The organism is Nostoc sphaeroides (assembly GCF_003443655.1).
Classification (GTDB): Bacteria; Cyanobacteriota; Cyanobacteriia; order Cyanobacteriales; family Nostocaceae; genus Nostoc; species Nostoc sphaeroides.
The window spans coordinates 1348389-1372824 of record NZ_CP031941.1; the positions used below are offsets into that span (position 1 = coordinate 1348389).

The following is a 24436-nucleotide window of genomic DNA, read 5'->3' on the forward strand; positions in this document are numbered from 1 at the left end:
GGGAAAACAAGAAAATCCGGTTCCCTCCCCAATATATCGGGGAGTGTTAGGGTGGGGTAAAACAATATTTGATACATCAATCATGACTTTCCAAACATCCTCTTAGTCCACGGAGGAAGACGAAAGTTTATGTAGTAGCAAATTCTATTCGCCTTATACTTTCCAAAATTTCAGTATAAAAAAAGTTGCTAATAACCGATTACCAGTAAGGCTTTCATCATAAAAGTAAGCTAAACTCTTATAGCCGAGTATTGCCTAAAAATATTTCATAATTAAAGGGAGAACATCCCAATGGAGAACATAAAAATGCTAGAACAATATCGTAAACACGTTGCCGAAAGAGCAGCACTCGGTATTCCCCCTTTACCATTGGATGCGAAGCAAACCTCAGAATTATGTGAATTACTGAAAAATCCGCCCAAGGGTCAAGAGGAGATATTATTACATTTATTGAGCGATCGCGTTTCTCCTGGTGTTGATCCAGCAGCTTATGTCAAAGCCGGATTTCTCACCGCCATTGCCAAAAAGGAAATCACCAGTCCTTTGGTTTCGCGCATAGAAGCGGTGCAATTGCTGGGCACAATGATAGGCGGTTACAATGTGCAAGCTTTAATCGATTTGCTGCAATTGCCCACTGTATCCGTCTCAGACTCATCTGAAACACCTTTAGTAATGGGTGGACAAGGAAAGGAACCCATCGCCGCCTACGCCGCCAACGCCTTAAGCAAAATCCTCTTGGTGTATGACGCTTACCACGATGTTTTAGAGTTATCTAAAACCAATCCTTTTGCCAAACGGGTGGTTGACTCTTGGGCGGAAGCTGAATGGTTTACCATGCGCCCCACAGTTCCAGAAGCGATTACCGTCACCGTTTTTAAAGTTCCTGGCGAAACCAATACCGACGATTTATCCCCCGCCCAAAGCGCCACAACTCGCCCAGATATCCCCTTACACGCCTTAGTGATGTTAGAGTCACGGCAACCGGGAAGTTTACAAACCATTGCCGAACTGAAGAAAAAAGGGCATCCTGTAGCTTACGTGGGAGATGTAGTTGGTACTGGTTCTTCGCGTAAGTCTGCAATTAACTCAGTATTGTGGCATACAGGAAATGATATACCTTTTGTGCCAAACAAACGCGCTGGGGGTTATGTTTTAGGTGGTGCGATCGCGCCAATTTTCTTTAACACAGCAGAAGATGCCGGTGCTTTGCCTATTCAGTGTGATGTCACCCAACTAGAAACCGGCATGGTAATTACCATCCATCCCTACAAAGGCGAAATCACCAACGAAACAGGCGAAGTCATTTCCACGTTTGCCCTTAAACCTGACACCATCTTCGATGAAGTCCGCGCAGGTGGACGCATCCCCCTACTTATCGGCCGTACCCTCACCGACAAAACCCGTCTTGCACTTGGTTTAGAACACAGTACCGTTTTCACCCGTCCCCAGCAAGCCTTTGATACAGGGAAAGGCTACAGCCTAGCACAGAAAATGGTAGGTAAAGCTTGCGGATTACCTGGTGTGCGTCCCGGCACATCTTGCGAACCCATCATTACTACCGTTGGTTCTCAAGATACCACAGGCCCCATGACCCGCGACGAATTGACAGAACTCGCCTGTCTTGGTTTCAGTGCAGACTTAGTGATCCAAAGTTTCTGCCACACAGCAGCTTATCCCAAACCAGTAGACATCAAAACCCATCACGAACTCCCCGATTTCTTTGCCTCTCGTGGCGGTGTCGCCCTGCGTCCCGGTGATGGTATCATCCACTCCTGGTTAAATCGGATGCTGTTACCCGACACCGTGGGAACTGGCGGCGACTCTCACACCCGCTTCCCCTTGGGTATTTCCTTCCCCGCCGGTTCTGGATTAGTAGCCTTTGCAGCCGCCTTGGGTGTCATGCCTTTAGATATGCCAGAGTCAGTTTTGGTAAGATTTAAAGGAGAATTGCAACCAGGTATCACCCTGCGGGATGTTGTGAATGCGATTCCCTACGTGGCAATTCAAAAAGGTTTGTTGACAGCAGAGAAGCAGAACAAAAAAAATGTCTTCTCCGGGCGAATTCTAGAAATAGAAGGTTTGCCAGATTTAAAAGTTGAACAAGCCTTTGAACTCACCGATGCTAGCGCCGAACGTTCTTGTGCCGGATGCACAATTAAGCTGAGTGTAGAGACAATTTCTGAATATCTGCGTTCCAACGTTGCGCTACTGAAAAATATGATAGCACGGGGCTATCAAGATCCGCGTACCATGCTGCGCCGTGTCGCAAAGATGGAAGAATGGTTAGCAAACCCCGTGTTATTAGAAGGCGATGCCGATGCGGAGTATGCCGAAATAATTGAAATTGATTTAAACGAAATCAAAGAACCAATTGTTGCTGCTCCCAATGACCCCGATAATGTTAAGCTATTATCGGAAGTTGCTAATGATCCAGTACAAGAAGTATTCCTTGGTTCTTGTATGACAAATATTGGTCATTATCGAGCAACAGCCAAAGTTTTGGAAGGCGCAGGTGAAGTGAAAACTCGCCTGTGGATAGCACCACCAACGCGCATGGATGAACACCAATTAAAAGAAGAAGGTGTATACAGCGTTTTTGGGGCTGCGGGTGCTAGAACAGAAATGCCAGGATGCAGTTTGTGCATGGGTAATCAGGCGCGAGTTGCTGATGGGACAACAGTGTTTTCTACCTCTACCCGCAACTTCAATAATCGCATGGGTAAAGATGCGCGAGTGTATCTTGGTTCAGCAGAATTAGCCGCAGTTTGTGCGCTGCTGGGACGGCTTCCCACAGTGCAGGAATACTTGGATATTGTGGCGAGTAGAATTCATCCTTTTGCAGATGATTTGTATCGGTATTTGAACTTCGATCAAATTGCCGGTTTTGAGGATGAAGGGCGTGTGATTGCGTTAGAAGATATGCCGAAGCTTGAGGATATTTTGGGTATGTCTACGGCGGCGAGGTAGGTAATAATTAACATGAAATGCCCCAGGTCTTAATCTGTGGCTACATTAAAAAGCCCGCTAATGCGGGCTTTTTAATGTAAATCTCTCACATTGAAGTCTTTGATAATACAAAAAATTAGTTATTATCGTATATGATACATAAAGCAAATAACAAGCATGAAAGCATCAGAAACAACTCTCCGTAACTTACTAGAAGGTGGTAAACAGTTTCAAATACCTCTTTTTCAGCGACCATACTCTTGGAAACAGGAAAATTGGAAGACTCTTTGGGAAGATTTGATGAGTCTCTATAATGATGAAGTACAAGGTTCTTATTTTCTTGGCCCCATAGTTACACAAGCTGAATTAGGAACAGCTGACGGCATCACTCCATATGTTGTAATAGATGGGCAACAACGTCTTACCACCCTTAGTATTCTCTTAGCAGCATTACGAAATCATCTTAAAAAAGATGATAAACAAATGTCTGAACAGATATATGAATTTTATTTAATTAACAAATATCATAAAAATGACGATTACTTTAAAGTATTACCTACTCAAAATGACCGTGATGCATATAAAAATATAGTTGAAGCTAAAACAGCTAAAACAGCTAAAACCAAAAATCCAGAATCGCAGTCAGGGCAAATAAATGAAGCTTATAATTTTTTTGATAAACGGCTGAAAGAATCTGTCCCTGAGCAAGATATACCTCTTGATTTAACAAAATTGAAAAAAATTATATTAGAGCAATTAGTTATAGTAAATATAACTTCTGATGCAAACGATAACCCATATCTTATTTTTGAAAGTTTAAATAATAAGGGAGAAGAACTAACTCAGGTAGACTTGGTTCGTAACTATATATTTATGAGGTTGCCGCATGAAGAGCGAGAAGAGGTATATGAGAATGAATGGTTACCTTTTGTAGAAAGTTATAAATCTAGTGTTAGCCAAAAAGTGTATTCAGACGAATTAACAAATGCATTTTGGTTTTATCTACGTAAAGATGGTGAAGCAGTTAACCAAAAAGAAATTTACAAAAATATCAAAAAACGCTTTGATAAGTCAGAGATTGGTGTAAAGTCTGAGCTACAAAACCTTATACAGTTTGCCAAGTATTACCAGCGTCTGAATTTTTGTGAGCAAGAACCAGAGATTAAATTAAGATATTGCTTCCAGCGATTAAAAAGGCTTGACTTTACAACTTGTCATATATTCCTACTCAATGTTTATCATGAGTATGAAGAAAAACGCTTATCGCTTGATAAGTTTGAAGAAATTTTGCGTTATCTAGAGTCTTATTTTGTACGTCGTTTATTTGCTGGAATTTCCACTAAAACTTTAGGATCAGTTTTCAATGCTTTGTACTCTGAAGTCCAGAAAGTAAATCCTACTGATGTGGTTGATGGATTACAACAAGTCTTGAAGGGTTATGATAAGAGCAAAGTTTGGCCTGATGATGATGCATTGCGTGATGGGATTATTGCCAAGGGTGTATACGCTACAAGTTTAAGTGATAGAGCGAAGCTTCTTTTAGAGAGTCTAGAGTCATCTCTTACTAAAGAAAAAGTTAAGTCAGAGAGTTTAACTATTGAACATATCATGCCCCAGACATTAAATAAAGAATGGAAAACAATGTTAGGGGTAAATCATGCTTCTGTTCAGAAAAAATGGCTACATACGTTAGGTAACCTCACATTAACAGGATATAACTCTGAGATGGGTAATAAACCTTTTTCAGGAAAGCTAGTATATTTCAATACTAGCAATTTGTCTTTAAATCATTATTTGAGACAAATAAATGTTTGGAATGAAGAAGCAATCAAAAAGCGTGCAGAATACTTAGCTGATATAGCTATTAAAGTCTGGCCTAGATAAAAAGAGTATTTTATTCAAAGAATACCAACACTTGGTTAAGTCCTTCATAGACTTGCGATCGCACCTTCGCACTTTGCACACAGACCTAACCCCCCAACCCCCTTCCCTACGAGGGAAGGGGGAGAAATCTGGCTCCCCTCTCCGCTTTGCAGAGAGCTTGGGGGAGAGGACAATCTATGCGATCGCGATAAACTGTTAAAATATAATTACCTGACACCAAAATTTTAACAGGTGAACACCAATGGATTTCTAAACATAGGAGTTATTAAAATGCTTGAATTTAACAAAAGCTATGTTATCGATGACAATCAACAACCTATTGCCGTACAAATTCCTATCGCTGAATTTGAAAAAATTGAAGAAATTCTTGAAAATTACGGTTTAGCAAAGCTCATGGAGGAAGTAGACGAAGAAAAAGCACTATCAAAAGATGAAGCACTAAAATATTATCAATCACTAAAAGAAGAAAATGTGGCAAGTTGAATATACCAAAAGGTTCTTAAAAGAACTTGCTGCTTTACCAGTTGAGATTCAAAGCCGCATAGAACCTATCGTGTTTCAAGAACTGGAATCAGAGAATCCGTTTGAATTAGGATATATTGAAAAACTGAAAGGTTATAGCGATAAATATAAGATTCGAGTTGGTGATTATCGAATTGGCATTACTCTTGATCAAGAAACAAAAACATTAATCTGCCAACGAGTTGCTCACCGCAAAGACATCTACAGAATTTTTCCTTGAAGCACTGGAAAACTTGTTATAGCGGTTATCGATTGGATGAGAACACCAAAGTCCTTGCTGTCAAATCATTCCAGCATTTTTTTTGTATCTCACTGAACTGCACACCGCTATATCATTACTGTATACATAACCTAATACCAGTAAAGCGGCAAATGCTGTGTGATATTTGTGGAAGCGAAGGTGTAAAAGTCCGCCGAATTACTAGAACTTACAGTAAGGGTAAAGACCTGCTAGTAATAGAAAACATTCCAGTGATAACCTGTACTCATTGCGGCGAAAGTTATTTAACTGCTGAAACTCTTCACAAAATTGAACAAATCAAAACTAACCGTAAAAGATTAGCTGTTGAACGTCCTGTAGAAGTGGCTAGTTTTGGATCATGAATAATTGCCAAAATTAAATATTGCTTCAGCTATCCACTAATACACATTTATGGACTTATACACAACAGTTTTGCGAAAGAGTGCGGGTTATTGAGTTGCTTTATGCTTAGAAAATGGACTGGTAGGACAAGGGATAAATCAAGAAGCAGCAATCAAGCAACTTAATGAAGCGATCGCACCTTCGCACCTTCGCACTTCGCACACAGACTTAATCCCCCAACCCTCTCTTGCTTTCTAGGGAAAAGGGGAAGAGATCACACATCAATACTGTTCGGTTAAGAAGATTTGTAGGTTGGGTTGAACTTTAGTGAAACCCAACAAATCCCTGAAAATGTTGGGTTTCGTTCCTCAACCCAACCTACATTGGAGTTATTTTTTAGGCTTAACCGAACAGTATTGGATCACACATAATGTTTAAACCATTCGGATTGTGAGTGCTGTAGCCGGAGTCATGGTGGGAGCCTTAGTAGTTACACTGATGCTTAGTGATGATTGGAATCAGAGCCTTAGCAATACGGTTCGGTTAAGCCAAAAGACGCGATAAATCGCCGTCTCTACAATAATTAATCCTTTGTAGAGACGGCGATTTATCGCGTCTTTGTGATTTAGAATTTTCATCAAAAAACCTTAACCGAACCGTATTGAGAGCCTTAGCGATTTATTTTTTAACTTTTAAAAATTCGCTTGGCAGCATTAATACCTGAAATTGCAGCACCTTCCATAAAACCTTGCCATTCATAAAATGAGTTAGTATGTTCTCCTGCAAAGTAGATGTTATCTACTGATTTGCCTTCATTACCAGCAATTGTTGTAAAGTAACCAGGTTGATTACAGGTATAACTTCCTTTAGTTAGTGGATTTAATGACCAGTTTTCTAAATAAGCTAAATACTCAGTATTTTTGATCCGTACAGCCGAAATATCTGCACCAGGAAAGACAAACTTCAGTTCATTAATAAACTTACCACTTTCCCGTTGAAGATTTTTTGGGTTAAGCCTTGCACCTAAATTGCCGCCAGTGTAATCTGTTAAGACTGCCTGGTTATATGTAGCTTTGCTAGGGTTAGTTTCCCAAATAGCCTGGAGATTGGGAAGATCAGCATAGGCACTACCATTACTACCAAGGGTAGTCCAAGGACGACCATTAAAACCTACCATCAGTTTTGAGTTAGTTCCATAAACTAAATTATTAATACTATCAAGTTTCCACTGAGGTAGCTGAAGTCCTATTAAATCTACTTCTCGCAGAGTTGAGAAAGGAAGAGAAAATACTACAGCATCAAACTTTTCACTTAAACCATTGTTAAAAAGTAATTCTATTTTACCTGCACTATCTTTCCTGGCAGCAATCAGCTTTTTCCCATACTGTATCTGTTCTAGTAATCGGTTTTTTAATCCTTCCACAATCTTTTGATTGCCTCCGATAACATGATAACGTTCATCGCTAAACACCCCAAAAGGTTTAAACTTGGAGCGTCTATCTGCATGAATAAATAGGAGAAAACTCAAACAACTTTGTTGGTCAATTTCTCGACCATATTCACCAGTATATGCAGATTTAATCACATTTTTCAGCAAAGCTCCCGCTCCACGACTATCAAGATAATCTTGGAGATTAGTGAAGTCTAATAACCGCTCAGATGCAGTAAATTTATCCGCAGTAGGTTGTGTAAAGGTGTGTAAATCAACTCTCATTGCCGTCACAAAATCTCGGAATTCATCAATTACTGCTGATTCCCGATAACGTTGACCATTAAAGTAATAAAATACTTCACCTGGTTGCTTTGACAAATTTTCGACTTCTAACTTAAATTCGTTTACATATCCCAACATGGTCTTGTGCAGATTGTCTATAAACTCGCCACCTCTTTCGGCAACCTGACCAGGGAAGACACCATTAAGTGAGTAGCAGCGTCCACCTACTCGGTCACTAGCTTCGTAAATAGTGGCTTTAATTCCTTGACGTTTGAGTTCGTAGCCACAAGCGAGTCCTGCTAAACCAGCACCTACAATCGCTATCTTTGCATCCATTGAAGAAGGTGCGGCTAAAGTACGATGGAAATAACCAGACCCTACACCAATTGTTCCACCCAATATTGTCAATTTTCCTAAATCAGCCAGAAATTGTCGCCGCTTAATCTTACGCAATGACATCAGTTCTTCAAGTTGATGAATGCGTTCAATGCCTTCGCTCGTTGAGATATTACGCTTTTGACAATAGCTGACAATCCCAAGGGTGCGGGCTAATCTTTTAAATATTGGTGAATGGCTCATTACTTACAACTTTGGCTAAATTTTTTCGGGTATTTCCCTATTTATCTCCTTACAAGTATAGGTTTTGTCTATGTATTTGCCTTAAATAATTAACCTTTATAAGATAAAGATTTGATATTTTTTAACTGCCAGACAAGTATATATACGTAAGATAAAGCTATTTTAAATTTTGTCCTCTATTTATAGAAATCGTCAAAAAAGATTTAGTTTGAGGTTTAATTTTATTGTTACTCTCTATAATTACGAGCTTCATCTCCCACAATGCGAATTTGCCTGAACGATTAAGAGGTCTAATGCTTATCGGATGAGGATAGGTGATTATTGTGTTGCGATCGCACCGCTCATTCCTCAAGTACGATTGTGTAGTGTAGCGGATTGACTGATAGCACGTATTCGTTCCCATCTCCTAGCCCCTGCTGGTAAACTTACCCGAACACGAAACCAGCTTCAAAGTTCCTCTCTCAAAGTTGGGAGAGAAATTTGGGGTTAGGGCCTAAAGATGTTTCTTCCAAAACGGGATAATTCCTGATAATCAAAGAGCAATGCTTGCTTTCCTCACAACTTCCTCAAATTGTTTTGCTATAAACATAGATAAGGGGCGAAAACCTTTAATAAACTTAAAATTCACAAGTCGCTAAACATAGTTGAGGGATTAGTCATTTTTGACAATCCAGCATTTAGAAACCCGAAACCGTAAAGACCAATTACCAATGAAATCGGAGGTCTATTATGATGTTCAAAAAAATTCTAGTTGCATTAGACCGCTCGGAAATAGGGCAACAGGTTTTTGAAGAAGCGTTGGGTTTAGCAAAGTTAACACAAGCTAGCTTAATGCTAGTGCATGTCTTATCTACCGAAGAAGAGGGTAGTCCTTACGTACCCATGCTGTCTAATTTTGACTACTATCCAGGATTGAGCAGTCAAAGCTTCGAGTTATACCAAAAGCAGTGGGATACCTTTAAAAATTTAGGAATCCAGATGCTGCAATCTTTCTGTACCCAAGCTAACGCAGCAGGTGTAACTACGGAATTTACACAAAATATTGGTAATCCTGGCCGGATCATTTGTGATTTAGCTCATAGTTATGGCGCTGACCTAATTGTGATGGGGCGTCGGGGTCGTTCTGGGCTGATGGAACTATTTCTTGGTAGTGTGAGTAACTATGTTCTTCACCATGCTGCTTGTACGGTGCATGTTGTGCATCTTTCAGCTAGTCCTAAAACACATGAAGTTGTCAAAGAAACTACAAGCACTTTAAGCGTTAACTAATTACTAACATTGCATAAATCTGAGCGATCCAAACTCTGAATTTGGTTTATTCTCGCCTACCTACTTCCTCAATCTCCACAACCGATTCTTAACTGTACGGTATTGGGCTAAAATTGAGCGTAGGCATAGCCCGTCGTACACATCTTTCAGTAAGAAAGAAAAAGTCCGCTACCCAAAATTAGAGTTGAGAGCGAAAAGTGGATCTATGAATAAAGATACTATCGAGATCACTGGTTTTCATGCTCATGTTTATTTCGATCCCGCCAGTCGGGATGTAGCTGCGCGTGTACGTGAAGGATTGGGCGCTGGGTTTGACGTGCAACTCGGACGCTGGTTTGACAAGCCCATCGGCCCCCACCCAAAAGGAATGTATCAAGTTGCTTTCTTACCGAATCAGTTTGATAAAGTCGTTCCCTGGTTAATGCTCAATCGTGAGGGATTGGATATTCTCGTTCACCCTGAGACAGGCGATGCTGTAGCAGATCATGCAGTTCATTCTTTATGGTTAGGAGAAAAGCTAGATTTGAATATCCAGTTTATTCGACAGCTTAATTCGACTTTATCTAATTAAAACAAGTAGCCCACTTTATTGGGTAAAAAAAAGTTCTGGACTAGGGCGTAGAACTTTTTCTGTTGATTAATTTTAAAGAATATTAGGGAACTCCAAAAAATAAATTATTCCACATTCAAGTCGTTGACTGTTGACTGTTGACTGAAAACTCGTGAACCGTCAACGGTCAACGGTCAACAGTGAACAATAGCAATGGAATATTTTTTTACTTGGAAGTCCCTTAAACCGATTCGCGTTGAACAAAATTTAAATTATGAATTCTGAATTCTGAATTATAAATTATGAATTATATTGACTTTAATATTTAGTCAATCGGTACTTGCTTGAGTAAAGCTATCCACATATCAGATGGATCTGAGTAATAATCAATTTCCTCCACTTGATATTGAGAAGATTCACAACCTTGTCGTAAAACAATGCGATCGCGGGGTTTAATACCTTTCCCAATTCCAGTCATATACCCCAGCATCCCTTCATTGAGGCGCTCAAATACGTAGTCGCTTCCACAAACTAGTTGGCTATAATCGTGTACTTTATGCTTGCGTTTTAATTCGTTTCCTGGAAAGCTAACTAGACTTAACTTACTGAAAAAATTCAAATTTAAGTTCATACCTGTCCTGAGCAAAGACATAAGTGAGTTCTCTCAAAGAAGAAATCTATAACGAAGAGTTCTGGACTCTAGGTGAATCTCAATTCCTTTCAATCATTAATCCAGAACCGAACAGGTGGACAATATAGTTAGGAATCAACCGCATTGACAGCTATTAAAGCCAATACATGACCCAATGTCTAATTCAGTGCCTGCACCCACTAGGAGCAAAAAATAAATTATAAGCACTTCTTTGACAAGGTACTTATAAAGTAATTTTAAAATAGGATTAATAATTTACAATTAAGTTTTCTTAAATCTTAAGTTATGAGTTATGAAGATTTAATTTTTACCCAATGATATATTTTGCTCAATAACCCTTGGAGGTCATTCATTATTTTGCATATATCAGGTAAAAGCTAACTATTTATTACTTTATCCTTTTAAGCTTAAGTATCATTCAAATTATATTATCCAGTATAATATCAGAGGTCTATAGCAGCATTGATTAACCATTTAAATTTACATTACTATAAACTATAGCTTCAACTGTAAAACCACCGAATTATTGGACAAATCTGGGTTAGATAGGAGTATTTTTTACTTAACTAAATAATAGACATCTCCAGAAATTAAATATGCGTTATTCAGAACCCTTCTAGAAACGTAGCAGTGCTACGTCAAAACAATTCATTAATGTTTAATTTATAAACCTTTTATATTGTGAGAATGTATTCTATGTATCTTTTCTAAGATAAATAGTATTTAGTCCCTACTTATGATTTTTAGAGCTACATCTACCTGCTTCAGTAGTACTTCTAGGGTGGAAGAGTTATCTAAAACTACATCTGCATGGGCCGCTTTTTCTTCTATAGATAATTGACTGTTGATCCTGGCTTGTGCCTGTTCTCTATTTAAATGGTTTCGTTGTATCAATCTTTGTAGCTGTTGCTCTTGAGAACAACGTACTACCCAGATTTCTGTAACTAAATCAGTCATCCCAGCTTCAAATAATAGAGGCACTACTAGCACCAGGGTTGGTGAGGAAGATAGGGCGATCGCTTCCTCAAAGCGATCGCGCACATCAGGATGAATCAAATTGTCTATCCAGTTGCGTTCATCTTGACGATTAAAGATGATTTCGCCTAGCTTTTGGCGGTTGAGGCTGCCATCTGGTAATAAAATTTGTTCGCCGTAACGCCCTGCGATCGCACCAAGAATAGGCGAACCTAAAGATACTGCCTCTCTAGCATAAATATCTGCATCCAGAATTGGCAGGTTATAAGCGCTAGCCAAATAATTGGTGACAGTGGTTTTGCCTGTGGCAATACCTCCAGTTAAGCCGATTATACGTTTTGTCATTAGTCATTAGTCATTAGTCATTAGTTATTCTCCCCCTGCCTCCCCTGCTCTCCCTGCTCCCTCATCTCCCGGTTGGTGAACGAAGTCGAACCACATCTCCCTCATCTAATAATTTGTCGCCCATGTTATCAATGCTTGGGTTAAACCATCTAAAGTATATTCTTGGGCTTCTACATCCACGCGCCTGAATAAAAAATGACACGTTTTCGAGGTTTGAGGCCCGATAGAGGCAATACAAACGCCCTCTAAGAATTGGCTAGGATCAGAGTCGTTGGAAAATATCTTGTCAGTAAGTTGACAGAAAAATTGCACAGTTTTAGAACTGGCAAAAGTAATCACATCTATCTTGCGATTTTGGAGAGCTAACTGTGCCTCTGGTGGAATATTAGTAGGGCAACAAGATTGATATGCGGCAACTTCTATCACCTTTGCTCCCTTGAGAGTTAATTCCTTAACCAAAATTTCTCTGCCGCCGCTTTCAACTCTGGGAAATAAAACCTTTTTACCATGCAGATCCTCTGGGAAATTTTCTACTAAAGAATCGGCAATAAAATTGGGGGGAATAAAATCTGGTTGGAGAGAATGTTGTTTGAGACAATGGGCTGTTTTCTCACCAACGACGGCAATTTTTACGCCTGCTAAGGCCCGGCTATCTTTACCTTGGGCGTTTAACCTTTCAAAGAAGTAGTCTACGGCATTGGTAGAAGTGAGAATTAACCAGTCGAAGTCAGATAAATGAGCGATCGCATTATCCAAAGCTTCCCAACTGGAGGGCGGGCCGATTTCTAAGGTAGGCATTTCGATGACTGTTGCACCTAATGCGATCAGGCGATCGCTAAATTGGCTCGATTGTCCAACTGAACGTGTCACTAAGATTGTTTTGCCACTGAGCGGAAGAGGAGATGAGGGGAAGTTACTTAACATAGGTTTGGGTATAAAAATACTCGCGTTCACAGCCGGAACCTGGAAATGCCTTTCTCCAGACTCCTGACTGATAATTTCGTCTAAATATATATTCTCAGGTTGTAAGTACTTCCGTAGCCCAACAACTTCGCCAATGACAATTACTGCTGGAGAAAGGGATAATTCGGTGGTTTGTTTTACAATATTGCCCAGTTGTGCTGTCCAAATTTGTTGGCGAGGAGTTCCTGCCCAACGAATGATAGCAATGGGTGTTAAGTGCGATCGCCCGTGTCGCACCAGTTGATGTACAATTTCTGGCAGATGTTGCCCTCCCATCAAAATTACCAGTGTCTCTAGCCGTGAGAGTGCCTCCCAGTCTAAAACTTCTGGTTCATGAGCTGTAAGGACTGCAAAAGTGCGACTCAACACCGGATCTGTGAGGGGAATTCCTGCTAACAAAGGTGCTGCAAGGGCTGAGGAAATTCCTGGTACTAGTTCAAAATCACAACCAGATGCTTTCAGCGCTTCAATTTCGGAAGTACAACGCCCAAAAATCAACGGATCGCCTGATTTTAGCCGTACAACTTGTTTCCCATGCTGGCAATGCTTTACCAATAACTTGTTAATCTCAGCTTGGGTTGTACTGGGTTTACCACCGCGTTTCCCAACATCTAACTTCAAACAATCAGATGGTACGCACTGCAACAATTGAGCATCTACCAGGGCATCGTAGACTAAAACTTGAGCAGCAGCTAAGAGATTGTAAGCTTTTACCGTCAGGTATGCTACATCTCCAGGCCCAGCACCTACGAGATAAACTTTGCCATTTTCTTGAGTCTTAGTCATTAGTCATTAGTCATTAGTCATTAGTCAATAGTTCTTGTTCCTGTGCTTCTTTCCTAGTCCCCAGTCCCCAGTCCCCAATCCCCAGTCCCCAATCCCCAATCCCCAATCCCCAATCCCCAATCCCCAATCCCCATTATTCAATTCTTCGGATATTCATTTTTTCGATTAGCTGATCAACTTGCTCAACCATCTCCTTGTTTTCCTCAGCTTGGAATAACTCTCTGGCTTTTTTGAGATTAACGATCGCTTCTTCTAGCTGTTGTTCTCTTCCCAAAGCGATCCCCAAATTATAGTAAGTGAATGCATCGTTGGGTACAAGGCTAATGGCTTTTTTGTAATGGGCGATCGCTTCTTGTGGTTTACCTTGATCGTCCATCGCATTTCCCAAACCTGTGTAAGCTTGTGCATGTTTGGGATCGAGGCGAATCGCTTCGGTATAGTCGGCGATCGCTTCTGTTAGCTTGCCTTGAGCGTAAAAAGCACTTGCTAAATTATAGTGAGCGTCTGCATAGTTGGGATCGAAGCTTATGGCTTTTTGGTAATTTGCGATCGCTTCTTCTAGTTTGCCTTGAGCGTACAGAGTATTTCCCAAGGCGTTATAACCTGCGGGATTTTTTGGTTCGAGGCGAATCGCTACTGTATATTCGGCGATTGCTTCTGTTGGCAATCCTATAGCATACAAGGCGTTCCCTAAGTAATAGTGAGCCTCTGCATATTTGGGATCAAAGCTAATAGATTTTTTGTACTGAGTAACCGCTTCTGCTAGCTCACCTCGATCGTACAGAGCATTTCCCAGACGGGTATAAGTTGGGGCATAATTGGGTTTGAGGCGAATAGCTGCTGTATATTCGGTGGCTGCTTCTGTGAGCTTGCCTTGAGCGTAGAAAGCATTTCCTAAGTTATAGTGAGCGTCTGCATAGTTGGGTTCAAGGGTGATAGCTTTTTTATATTGTGCGATCGCAGCTTCTAACTGATTGAGTCTTGCTAAAGTCAAACCCAAATTAAAGTATGCTCCAGAGTTTTTCGGATCGAGGCTAATGGCTTTTTTGTAAATAGCGATCGCTTCTTGTGGTTTACCTTGATCGTCGAGAGTATTTGCCAAAGCAATATAAGCTTGGGCAAAGTTGGGTTCTAGTTCAATTGCTTTGCGAAAAGCCGCTTCTGCTCCTTTAAAATCTCCTTGTTTATAGAGATTGGTTCCTTGCTCAAAGTTAGCAACTGCGTTTTTGTTATTAGCAGCTGCTGCGTGATCTGAGCTTGGAATTTTTGATAAAACAACGCGAATATCTTTACCAAAGGCAGTATTCCCATTACTCAAACACAAGCCGATAATAGCTGCTACCATTAGATTCTTGTTTTTCAGCATTTTTATTACCTTATCTGCTTGGTTTACATATAAATTTCGCACTGCTTTTCTATCCCGCCTCGGAATTAATTCCGAGTCTCATAGCTGAAGTCCACTAAGCGTGGACTAAATGATCAATTCAGTCCACGCTTAGTGGACTTTCGCTATCAGCCCTGAACTTCAGTTCTGGGCGGGATTGCCTGTGTGTGTGACAGGAGGGGAGTAAAAACGTACCTTTGGCGGAGTTCTACCAGGAATTATAAGTTATTAACCTAACTTGATACAAGTCTACTTCCATATAATTGTCCATTTGTACACAATAGCTGAGGCTTTAATTAATTAGGTAATTGCTGACACTTTTGCTTCAACAAGTTGAGCAATGGCTGCAATTAATTCTTCTGGGTTAAAAGGCTTAGGTAAATGCATCTGAAACCCAGCTTTTAGTGCTTCTTCCTGGTCATCATTTCTAGCAAAAGCCGTCAAAGCGATCGCTGGAATTTGTCCACCTTGTTCTGGTGTCCAAGTTCTCACTTTACGTATTAACATATAGCCATCCATATCGGGCATACTAATATCGCTGACCAACACATCTAGCTTTACCTGTGCTAGAGTTTGTAATGCTTCATAAGCAGAAGATAAAGAGATAACAAAAGCCCCATCTTGCTCTAAAACAAAAGCAGTAAAATCTAGAGAATCAGGCTCATCATCGACAACTAAAACCCGAATGCCAGCGAGAGGTAAAGACTTAGGAATTAATAATACAGGATAGTTTTGTTCATCCGTCAATCTTAGGTTTTCATCTTGCAGAAGTGGCAAACTAACAGTAAATGTTGCCCCTTTATCTTCACCGTGGCTATCTGCTTTGACAATGCCGCCATGTATCTCGATGATATTACGCACAATTGCCAATCCCAATCCTAATCCACCAAAATTTCTCGTAGAGGTGCTATCTGCTTGGCGGAAGTAATCAAACACGAATGGCAAAAATTCAGCGCTAATTCCCTTACCTGTATCGCTAACTATGATTTGAGCATAGCCATCGGCTTGCTTTAGTCGCACTTCTATCTTTCCTCCTTTGGGTGTAAATTTGACAGCGTTAGAAAGGAGATTCCAAACCACTTGCTGCAAACGAGTAGAGTCGCCCATAACTTCCCCCATAAGGGGTTCAAATACTGTACTTACCTCAATCGACTTTGCTTCTGCTGCTAAACGCATTGTCTGTAGTGCAGACAATATCGTAGACTCTAGATTAATCTTCGTAATATCCAGTGTCAGTTTGCCCTGTAAAATTCTGGAGATATCTAGCAAGTCTTCAATGAGTTGAACCTGTAAGGTGGCATTCCGCTCGATTGTGGCTAGTGCTTCAGATGTTTTCGCTTGGTTTAACCTGCCAGTTTGCAACAACTTTGACCAGCCGAGAATTGCGTTTAGTGGAGTGCGTAGTTCGTGAGAAAGAACAGCTAAAAATTCATCTTTAATTCGATTGGCTGTTTCTGCTTTAGCTCGTGCTATTTGTTCTAATTCCAGCAGGTGTGCCCGTTCTTCAAGTATTTGTTTTTGTTCGTGGATATCTGTACATGTTCCAAACCACTTTACTACAATACCTTGCTCATCTTTGAGTGGTAAACCTCGCGCTAGCTGCCAACGATAGGAGCCATCAGAAGCCCGTTTAAAGCGATATTCATTGTTATATATAGTGCTATTTTTTACAGCATTAGACCAAACTTCATCAGCATTTTGGATATCATCTGGATGCAATGCAGCCAACCAACCAGAACCCAAGGATTGCTCTAATGTTAACCCAGTGTATTCGCACCAATTTTGATTAAAAAAATCACATTCACCGTTAGGATTGGTTGTCCATACAAGTTGAGGAATTGCCTCAGCCAAGTAACGGTAGCGTTCTTCGCTTTGTCGAAGAATTTCTAAGATGCGTTGGCGTTCAAGGATTTCTTGTTGTAATTGCTCGTTAGTCTTGGTAATTTCATTGGTGCGAACAGCAACCATTTCTTCGAGATGATTCTGATATTTTCGCAGTTCCTCCTCTACCCGTAAGCGTTCGCCTATTTGTGTTTGAAGTTCTTGATTTGCTTGTTCTAGTTGAGCAGGGCTAGGAAGTGCCAATGCTTGGGGAACTAGAGGTACAAGTTGTACTGCTGTAATTACAGATATCATTGCAGTTACTGCTTTGACAAACCCCGACAGCCAATAGGTTGGATACCAAAGCGTCCAAATCTCTATTAAATGAGTAGTGCCACAAGCTACGATAAATGCACTAAACAGCAGAAAAATCCAATCAAAGGGCAAATCCTGCCGCTTGCGGACAAAGTAGAAAAGTGTAGCTGGAATCGAGTAATAAGCTAGTGCGATGAACGCATCAGATAATATGTGTAACCCAACTAAATTTGTTTGCCATAGATAGCAGTGTCCATGTGGAATAAATGATCCTGATGTAAAAAAATTAGTCCACAATTCTGATATCATGTCTGACATAAACACTTTATTTTTTTTAATCTATAGAATCTAATACTAAATTCCTTCATCCTCTAAACCTTAAATCAACTTATCGTGCCTATGGAGCTTATAGCGCATCAGATAGCAATTTTAAGGGCTATGAAGGGAGTAGTCAAACTTGCGAAAGCTACGGACATAATTACGAAAGACACTGGTAAATTCCAAAACAAAACCCATTCTCCCCATCATGAGGGGAATGGTAAAAAAATTAGGAGAAGGAACAGAAAAATTTCATCTCCGCAATTCTGACTTAAGATTTACTTGACTTCTCACTCATTTTATCTAACAGTTCAGTGATTTTTTTAGCTTTTTCAGGTTGGCGTTGTTTTTGCAATAAATCTTTAGCTTGTCGTAGGTTAATTTTAGCTTCCTCTTCTCGCTCTTGCTGCATGAGAATATTTGCCAGACGCAAGTAAGCATCAGGATTTTTTGGACTGCGGCGAATCACTTCCCGAAATAATTCTGTTGCTTCTTCTATTTGGCCTTGTTGGTTTAAAACATCTCCCAAAAACAAGCGCACCACATCATTAGTTGAGTTGAGGGAAATCACCTTACGAAAGGCTGCTTCTGCACCTTGGTAATCTTTGGCTTGAGAAAGATTGATTCCTTTTTGAAACAAGTCTGAGGTAATCAAAGTTTTCCAAGCAAAATAGCCAAGAATTGACAGACTAAGAACAACTACAAGAGCAGGGATAATAGAACTAGTGGGAAAGGTTTCTAGCATTGTCTAAGCCAAAAGGCAAGCGATAGGAAAAATTAAATATTCGATAAAAAATAGTTTCCAGATAAATTGGTAGAATTGAGCGATCGCACTTTTATCTTGTAAGTCTACCGCCAAACTCCGCAACCACATCCAAGCTAGCAGCCCTAAATGAGTAATTACCACAAATATGGGGTTAACTGATGCTACACCTAGCACACCAACCAGAATTATTCCCAGATAGCAGACAGTTATCACCCAAAGAGCTAGATTAAACACAGCTTGCGAACCGAGTTTGATAGTGAAAGTAGAGATATTATAGAGGCGATCGCCTTCTATATCGGGTATATCTTTAAAGATTGCGATCGCAAAGGTAAACACCAAGATAAATAACGTCAGCACCCACACCACAGGTGGAATTCCTTGGCTTTGTTTCAGCGCCCAACTATAATGCAGATACAATCCTAAATTAACAATCGTGCCGCGCACCGAAAAAATGCACAGCGCTGCCCAAAATGGAAACTGTTTCAAGCGAATTGGCGGCAAAGAATAAGCAGTACCAATGGCTAAACTAATTGCTACCATGCCAAATAAGAATGGCCCAGTTAGCCACGCCACAACTAGCGCCAAAATCCCAGTCAAAGCAACAATTAATTGCCCCGTCTGTTGGGAAAACTCACCTGATGCCAACGGTAAATGAGGCTTATTAATCTTGTCAATATCAACATCTTCTAATTGATTCAGCCCCACAATGTAGATATTGCCACACACACAAGCAATCCATGCGCCTAAGACAGGGAATAGGGAATGGGGAGTAGGGAATAGGGAATCAGTACTTTTACTATTTGCAATGGCTATAAAATACAAGCTCAACACACTTAGACTTGTACCAATAATCGTGTGAGGGCGGGAGAATTTCCAGAAAGCGTATAACCACTGGAAATATGATTGAACGGCTTTGCGTGGCAAAGGGCTGTTTTGAGAACTCTGGCTCATGAGTAGCTTTGATTCAGTATTCTGGCTTATTGTTAACCATTGTTACAGAATTTGGTCATTAACAAGAGTCAGCCCCAACTATTGGAGACGCTGTGTTTCGACTCCGCTCAACATAAATTCGCGTTTGGGGAAGTCAAAAGTCACGCATTCAGCCTCATACTTCTTTACGAGAGGCTGCGCTCAGTATTAGGGAACTCCAAGAAATAAATTATCCAATATTGTAGGGTGGGCAACATGAGCGCCCCTAATCATGGGCGGGCGAGACGCCCACCCCACAAGAATTAATTGGATATTTTTTTATTTGGAAGTCCCTTATATGATTTTTGCAAGATGTGCAATATTTCTGTTTAACAACTTCGACTCAAGATTAATTGCCCATTGGGTAATCGATACAATCCTTGTGGCTCAATAATTGGGTCGCCTTTTTTCCAAGGGCGCGATATTGGTTCAACACTACGTACTTCCCCAGTTGGGTAGATGGAAATTAATACATCTCCCGGACTATTGCGTAAAGCACCGGAACCTGTAATGGTAAAAGAGTTTTCTTCTCGCTTGATGCCGCGTGAAATGCAGCTATTGGCAATAAGTGCCTTGGTATCGATGACGTTTGGTAATAATTCGATGAAGCTGTTTTGAATAAAACTGTTATTGGGTGCATTGATATTTGTGACACCAGATACGCCTAATTCTGAACTTGCAGTAATATCACTTTTCTCGGTTGGTTTTGTCCGAGACTCGATACCGAAGATACCTTGCGAGTTGATTTGGATGTTTCCACCAGTTCCAGTGAAAGCGTTAGCGCTGATATCGCTGTTTTCGTTGGGAACTGCAACGATAAATCTTGAGTTGATATTGATGTTACCGCCATTGCCACCTAAATTTCCTGTCTTCCCTGCGTTGGTGGATATTTGACTATTGTGACGCATCAATAATAAATCCCGCACCTCTAGCGTAATATCACCGCCCCGACCTAAATCACTGTTAGATGTAAGTGTCCCTTGGTTGTCTAAAAGTATGGAGTGAGCTGTTACATTTAGATTGCCTGCCTTCCCTAAGTTGACTGTGTTTCCTGGGTAGATGTAGCGTTTGTTAAATAGACTGCTCACAGTTACTTCAGCTTGGTCACGGACAATCAATTGTCCTGTATTGATTGTCAGATTTCCAGCATCTCCAGAAGTGTTAGTCGAAGCAAACAAGCCGCTGTTCTTACCTCTTACTTCTAACGATTCGGAGGCGTTCACAGTCAAATCTCCTCCTGTACCTGTACCTGCTATAAATTGTCCGTTCCGAAACGCTGCACTAGATTCTGTTATAATCTGTCCCCCATCTTGAATAAGCAGCCTCTTGGTCTTAATATTTATATCACCAGCTTTTCCTGCAACAGTAGTTCCACTAGATAATGAGCTTGGTGTAATTAAACCAGTATCTGGTGAGAGAAAGCTACCAATAACCTCTACAGACTCAGAAGCGTTCACAGTTAACTTTCCTCCATTCGCAGTACCTCTAGTAGTAGTTGATACGGCTGCACCATCCCGAACGATTAACTTATTGGCGTTAATTGTTAAATCTCCACCATCTTTTGCACCCGTTGTCTGAGTTCTTAAACGAACAAGATAACCAGTAAGTTCAACGGAGTTGCCTTGCACTTGAATATTGCCTCCACTGCCATCTTTGTTACTAGCATCTACCTGAGATGGAATCTGAGAACCTTTATCAGTTCGTGGGATTAATTGAATGTTTTGGAAATTTTGGACACCTTCATATCCCAAGAGCCAACCTTGGTTTGTTGGCTTCAGGCTGACCAAACTATTGGCAGCGACACTTCCTAGCTCTATTCGTCCTGACGCTGCTGTTAAATTTCCGCCTGAGAGCGTTATATCACCTCCTACAAGTGCTAAGGTTTTATCTGGCTGTACTTGTAGACCAACAGTTGCGCCATTTGAATTTAATGCTTGGGATTGATTTTTGATAGGGGCGGCAGTTGCTCCGAATTGTAAACCAATGGGAACATTTACTGTTAGGAGGGGTTTTGTTTGAATATCCGTGGCACTAAAGGTTCCATCGGCAAAGTTCAGACTACTCGCCGTACTTGCTACGAATGAACCGCCAATTTGTAAAGAAGCATTGGGGCCAAAAATAATCCCGTTAGGATTAATCAGAAACAGGTTGGCTGTGCCGTTAACTTTAAGGATACCATCAATCTCAGAAACAGATTTCCCCGTCACCCGACTAATAATGTTCTGAATATCCCCAACATATTCAAACTCAGCTATACTTCCGTTATTAATTAAGGAAAACTCCTTAAAACTATGGAACAGATTATTGCCTTTTGGAGTTCCACCTTCAATAATTATGGTATTGCCCTGTGTTTTGACAAGAGAATTAGTAGGTAAAGTACCATCTGGGATAATTTGAGCAATAGCAGGAATTGCGGATAAAGTTATTACACCACTTATTGCAAGCACTAAACTTTTAAACAAGTTAGAAAAAGTACTCATACCAAATATACACCCCTTTAAAAGAATACTAATTGCTGAATAAATATGACGTTTTAGATATATTCAATTAGGCTTAACTTAGCAAATGTTATATCTGTTGTCAGAATAGCAGATTTAATAAGAATCGAGAGGCTCAGATCCCCGACTTCTTTGAGAAGTCGGGGATCTTATTGTTCCCGAATGATTTAAGACTGCTATATCTGGGTTTCAGACGTTTTTAGGCAGAAGAGTGTATTTCCCTTGCCCTGTATGGTTTTGAGGCTTGTTTTGTCCTCAAAAATGTTTAAGTCTTGTTAATAAGTTTAGGCGAGAGTAATTGACTAGACAATATTATGACTCGTGACATACCCAATTACCATCATCATCTACTCCGCACATTGATGGCGCACTATTTTCAGATGTAAATGCTATTGCAAAAGCCTGAATTTTTTGCTTCTTAACAGCACTCTTAGAATCACTTGAATTTGGATCACAATTGTCTAGGCTTTCACTCAATTCGCTCTTAATATCGTCTACTAACTGTTGTTTTTTCTGAGATTCCATAACTTTTACTTTTATTGCACTCTGGTAATTGTGTGAACTTACTTTGTAATGTACTAATTAACAGAAATTCGATTAGTACAGTTTGCCAATGAAGGAACAAGTTTAGAGGAACAGGAAAGAATTAGGTTTCTTTCATGAATGCTCATAATTGCGGATACAGCTATAATAGTAACAATTACGCATTCCTTTACAAAACTTCATATTGTTACGGAATTTCCCTTTAAAGCTTTTAAAAAACGCTGGAACTTGAGCGCTGTGTATGCGTGTGCATTGAATACCTCTAAAACACTTAGCCTCCGTTGAGTGACGCTTGGTGTGGTCAAAAGTAGTTGGTAAATGAGCGATCGCTTAATATATCAAGTTATACGCCAACCATCAAACTGGACGACAACTAGACAAAATACTGTGCATATTTACTACTTGTCCAATAACTGCGATCGCAGGCGCACCAAATCCAGTTTGCTCTACCTGCTCGACAATTGTTTCTAAAGTACCAATCAATTCTTCTTGTTCTGGGCGTGTACCCCAGCGCACCAAAGCAATGGGCGTTTCTAAATTCAACCCAGCCGCACTTAACTGTTCCACAATATAAGGCAGATTGTGAATTCCCATATAAATTACAATGGTTTCGGAACCGTGAGCGATCGCATTCCAATCCACTTTCGGTCTATACTTACCCGCCGCCTCGTGACCAGTAACAAATGTAACTGAAGAACTATACAGCCGATGAGTCAATGGAATACCTGCATAAGCTGCGGCTGCAATACCCGATGTGATACCTGGCACAACTTCCGTTGAGATTCCCGCGTTGACTAATTCTTCCATCTCTTCGCCACCGCGACCAAAAATAAAAGGATCGCCACCCTTTAACCGCACTACAATTGCATGATCCTGCGCTTTCTCAATCAGCAATTGAGTTGTTTCTTCCTGAAACAGCGAATGTTTTCCCCTGCGCTTACCAGCGTTAATTTGCTCGGCTTCGGGATTAATCATTGCCAGAATTGGCGGACTCACCAAGGCATCATAGATAACAACATCTGCACATTCTAATAAACCTTTTGCCTTCAGGGTAATTAATCCTGGATCTCCTGGCCCCGCACCTACTAAATAAACCTTTCCCAAATACTTGTTCTCCTGTTTTTCTGTGCGGTTCATCTATCTGTTAAATCCCAAATTATCTCGGCTAATTCTGCACTTGCTCCCAGTGGTTCTGCCAATTGGAAATTCACCGCAGAAAATTGTAATTTTAGCTCCTCTATTGAGGCTGCGATCGCATCGGTTATTCCACCAGCGAATAAAAAGTATGGCAGAATTGCAATTTCTTTATAACCAGCAGCTACCAACTCTTTCACCCGTGATTCTAAACTACCAGGGACAGACCAATAAGCAGTCACAGCTGACAAATTCCCCGCCATTGCTTCGATAGTTTCTTTAGAACCTGGGCGACGGCTACCATGAGCTAAGAGAATCCATGCTTCTGCTTTTATAGTAGCTATTTGCTTTGCCAGCAATTTCTCTAAATTAGGGTGAGAGCCTAAGTATGGTTGCAACTCAATGATGATATCCTGATTAATAGCCTGTTGTGCTAGTGCTACTTCGGCCGGAATATCTGTCATTACATGCACTCCCGGCAGCAGAAATAGCGGTACGATTTTGAGGCGATTCTCGTTTTGAGAGAGTTTGCCCTCGCAAAAAGCTCTCTTAGCAAATTCTTGAATCTGCTCGTGTAAAGGCAGAGGATTCATTTCTAAAGCAGCTATGCCAACCAGATGTGCGCCATTTAATGCATTGTGGCTTTCTGGCAATTTGTTATATACCAGCTTTGCTAGTTGCTGCATAGCAATTTCTGGGCGGCGATCGCGACTTCCGTGAGATACTAGCAGATAGGCAGATGACATCGGCAAAGCTTGAACTCTCAGTTGCTATTTTTCTGATCTTAGAGTCTATCAAGAAAAACTGGAGTATCCTACCTTTTCTTGGGGTTGCATATTTGCGGGATAAATGTTTTTGATTTGTGCTATAGCCTTTTGACGCCGAGTGAGTAATCGGCTTTGTGGGCATTTGTTATTTTT

At 40.6% G+C, this 24436-nt stretch carries 19 protein-coding genes; 7 read left to right on the forward strand and 12 right to left on the reverse strand.

Translation table 11 applies throughout. From position 1 onward, the window contains the following. Nucleotides 1-306: 306 nt before the first annotated feature. From acnB to D1367_RS06300, 5 genes are all read left to right on the forward strand, one after another. Nucleotides 307-2967 carry a bifunctional aconitate hydratase 2/2-methylisocitrate dehydratase gene (gene acnB / locus D1367_RS06280; protein WP_118164683.1) on the forward strand — a complete coding sequence of 887 codons (2661 nt, stop codon included), beginning with the start codon at nt 307-309 and terminating at the stop codon, nt 2965-2967. A 156-nt stretch (nt 2968-3123) separates the two neighbouring features. Beyond that, nucleotides 3124-4830 (forward strand): DUF262 domain-containing protein, encoded by a 1707-nt coding sequence (locus tag D1367_RS06285; RefSeq protein ID WP_118164686.1) that lies wholly within the window; start codon nt 3124-3126, stop codon nt 4828-4830. A 231-nt stretch (nt 4831-5061) separates the two neighbouring features. After that, a complete protein-coding gene (locus D1367_RS06290; protein WP_228674620.1) occupies nt 5062-5313 on the forward strand; it encodes a hypothetical protein in 252 nt (83 codons plus the stop codon). Then, the gene (locus D1367_RS06295; RefSeq protein ID WP_118164695.1) at nt 5300-5572 is read left to right on the forward strand and encodes a type II toxin-antitoxin system RelE family toxin; all 273 of its coding nucleotides are present in this window, start codon (nt 5300-5302) and stop codon (nt 5570-5572) included. The genes D1367_RS06290 and D1367_RS06295 overlap by 14 nt, the downstream gene beginning before the upstream one ends. Before the next feature lie 152 nt (nt 5573-5724). Beyond that, on the forward strand, nt 5725-5955 hold the full coding sequence (locus D1367_RS06300; protein WP_118164699.1) for a type II toxin-antitoxin system MqsA family antitoxin: 231 nt from the start codon (nt 5725-5727) through the stop codon (nt 5953-5955). A gap of 665 nt (nt 5956-6620) precedes the next feature. Here the strand turns inward: D1367_RS06300 and D1367_RS06305 are convergent. Continuing rightward, nucleotides 6621-8228, reverse strand: coding sequence for a flavin monoamine oxidase family protein (locus D1367_RS06305; protein ID WP_118164703.1), 1608 nt, complete (start codon nt 8226-8228; stop codon nt 6621-6623). Between the two features lie 732 nt (nt 8229-8960). Here D1367_RS06305 and D1367_RS06310 point away from each other — a divergent pair. Beyond that, nucleotides 8961-9497, forward strand: coding sequence for a universal stress protein (locus tag D1367_RS06310; protein ID WP_118164706.1), 537 nt, complete (start codon nt 8961-8963; stop codon nt 9495-9497). 205 nt (nt 9498-9702) lie between these two features. Further along, nucleotides 9703-10068: a DOPA 4,5-dioxygenase family protein gene (locus D1367_RS06315; RefSeq protein ID WP_118164709.1), complete on the forward strand. Its 366-nt coding sequence runs from the start codon at nt 9703-9705 to the stop codon at nt 10066-10068. Nucleotides 10069-10372: 304 nt separating this feature from the next. Here the strand turns inward: D1367_RS06315 and D1367_RS06320 are convergent, their stop codons facing one another. The 11 genes from D1367_RS06320 to D1367_RS06375 all read right to left on the reverse strand — a co-directional run bounded on the left by D1367_RS06320 (nt 10373) and on the right by D1367_RS06375 (nt 24262). Continuing rightward, nucleotides 10373-10699, reverse strand: a complete 327-nt coding sequence (locus tag D1367_RS06320; protein ID WP_118164712.1) for a hypothetical protein — start codon at nt 10697-10699, stop codon at nt 10373-10375. A 723-nt stretch (nt 10700-11422) separates the two neighbouring features. Further along, on the reverse strand, nt 11423-12019 hold the full coding sequence (coaE, locus tag D1367_RS06325; protein ID WP_118164715.1) for a dephospho-CoA kinase: 597 nt from the start codon (nt 12017-12019) through the stop codon (nt 11423-11425). A gap of 105 nt (nt 12020-12124) precedes the next feature. Further along, complete coding sequence (gene cobA, locus D1367_RS06330; RefSeq protein WP_118164719.1) at nt 12125-13768, reverse strand: uroporphyrinogen-III C-methyltransferase; 1644 nt, start codon at nt 13766-13768, stop codon at nt 12125-12127. 133 nt (nt 13769-13901) lie between these two features. Continuing rightward, nucleotides 13902-15134 carry a tetratricopeptide repeat protein gene (locus D1367_RS06335; RefSeq protein WP_118164724.1) on the reverse strand — a complete coding sequence of 411 codons (1233 nt, stop codon included), beginning with the start codon at nt 15132-15134 and terminating at the stop codon, nt 13902-13904. Nucleotides 15135-15452: 318 nt separating this feature from the next. After that, on the reverse strand, nt 15453-17606 hold the full coding sequence (locus D1367_RS06340) for a hybrid sensor histidine kinase/response regulator (RefSeq protein ID WP_228674619.1): 2154 nt from the start codon (nt 17604-17606) through the stop codon (nt 15453-15455). A gap of 271 nt (nt 17607-17877) precedes the next feature. Then, complete coding sequence (locus D1367_RS06350) at nt 17878-18351, reverse strand: tetratricopeptide repeat protein (protein WP_118164733.1); 474 nt, start codon at nt 18349-18351, stop codon at nt 17878-17880. A gap of 3 nt (nt 18352-18354) precedes the next feature. Beyond that, nucleotides 18355-19323: a homogentisate phytyltransferase gene (locus D1367_RS06355; protein ID WP_118164737.1), complete on the reverse strand. Its 969-nt coding sequence runs from the start codon at nt 19321-19323 to the stop codon at nt 18355-18357. 347 nt (nt 19324-19670) lie between these two features. Then, a complete protein-coding gene (locus D1367_RS06360; RefSeq protein WP_118164740.1) occupies nt 19671-21821 on the reverse strand; it encodes a two-partner secretion domain-containing protein in 2151 nt (716 codons plus the stop codon). Nucleotides 21822-22151: 330 nt separating this feature from the next. Further along, a complete protein-coding gene (locus tag D1367_RS06365; protein WP_118164744.1) occupies nt 22152-22364 on the reverse strand; it encodes a hypothetical protein in 213 nt (70 codons plus the stop codon). Between the two features lie 375 nt (nt 22365-22739). Then, a complete protein-coding gene (cobA, locus tag D1367_RS06370; protein ID WP_118164749.1) occupies nt 22740-23519 on the reverse strand; it encodes a uroporphyrinogen-III C-methyltransferase in 780 nt (259 codons plus the stop codon). Then, nucleotides 23516-24262, reverse strand: coding sequence for a sirohydrochlorin chelatase (locus D1367_RS06375; protein ID WP_118164754.1), 747 nt, complete (start codon nt 24260-24262; stop codon nt 23516-23518). Before D1367_RS06375 ends, cobA (D1367_RS06370) begins: the two co-directional genes overlap by 4 nt. Between the last annotated feature and the right edge of the window lie 174 nt (nt 24263-24436).

Coding starts and splice junctions, on each gene's coding strand:
- acnB (WP_118164683.1), top strand. CDS start 307: ATGCTAGAACAATATCGTAAACACGTTGCCGAAAGAGCAGCACTCGGT.
- D1367_RS06285 (WP_118164686.1), top strand. CDS start 3,124: ATGAAAGCATCAGAAACAACTCTCCGTAACTTACTAGAAGGTGGTAAA.
- D1367_RS06295 (WP_118164695.1), top strand. CDS start 5,300: ATGTGGCAAGTTGAATATACCAAAAGGTTCTTAAAAGAACTTGCTGCT.
- D1367_RS06300 (WP_118164699.1), top strand. CDS start 5,725: ATGCTGTGTGATATTTGTGGAAGCGAAGGTGTAAAAGTCCGCCGAATT.
- D1367_RS06305 (WP_118164703.1), bottom strand. CDS start 8,228: ATGAGCCATTCACCAATATTTAAAAGATTAGCCCGCACCCTTGGGATT.
- D1367_RS06310 (WP_118164706.1), top strand. CDS start 8,961: ATGTTCAAAAAAATTCTAGTTGCATTAGACCGCTCGGAAATAGGGCAA.
- D1367_RS06315 (WP_118164709.1), top strand. CDS start 9,703: ATGAATAAAGATACTATCGAGATCACTGGTTTTCATGCTCATGTTTAT.
- D1367_RS06320 (WP_118164712.1), bottom strand. CDS start 10,699: ATGTCTTTGCTCAGGACAGGTATGAACTTAAATTTGAATTTTTTCAGT.
- coaE (WP_118164715.1), bottom strand. CDS start 12,019: ATGACAAAACGTATAATCGGCTTAACTGGAGGTATTGCCACAGGCAAA.
- cobA (WP_118164719.1), bottom strand. CDS start 13,768: ATGACTAAGACTCAAGAAAATGGCAAAGTTTATCTCGTAGGTGCTGGG.
- D1367_RS06335 (WP_118164724.1), bottom strand. CDS start 15,134: ATGCTGAAAAACAAGAATCTAATGGTAGCAGCTATTATCGGCTTGTGT.
- D1367_RS06340 (WP_228674619.1), bottom strand. CDS start 17,606: ATGTCAGACATGATATCAGAATTGTGGACTAATTTTTTTACATCAGGA.
- D1367_RS06350 (WP_118164733.1), bottom strand. CDS start 18,351: ATGCTAGAAACCTTTCCCACTAGTTCTATTATCCCTGCTCTTGTAGTT.
- D1367_RS06355 (WP_118164737.1), bottom strand. CDS start 19,323: ATGAGCCAGAGTTCTCAAAACAGCCCTTTGCCACGCAAAGCCGTTCAA.
- D1367_RS06360 (WP_118164740.1), bottom strand. CDS start 21,821: ATGAGTACTTTTTCTAACTTGTTTAAAAGTTTAGTGCTTGCAATAAGT.
- D1367_RS06365 (WP_118164744.1), bottom strand. CDS start 22,364: ATGGAATCTCAGAAAAAACAACAGTTAGTAGACGATATTAAGAGCGAA.
- cobA (WP_118164749.1), bottom strand. CDS start 23,519: ATGAACCGCACAGAAAAACAGGAGAACAAGTATTTGGGAAAGGTTTAT.
- D1367_RS06375 (WP_118164754.1), bottom strand. CDS start 24,262: ATGTCATCTGCCTATCTGCTAGTATCTCACGGAAGTCGCGATCGCCGC.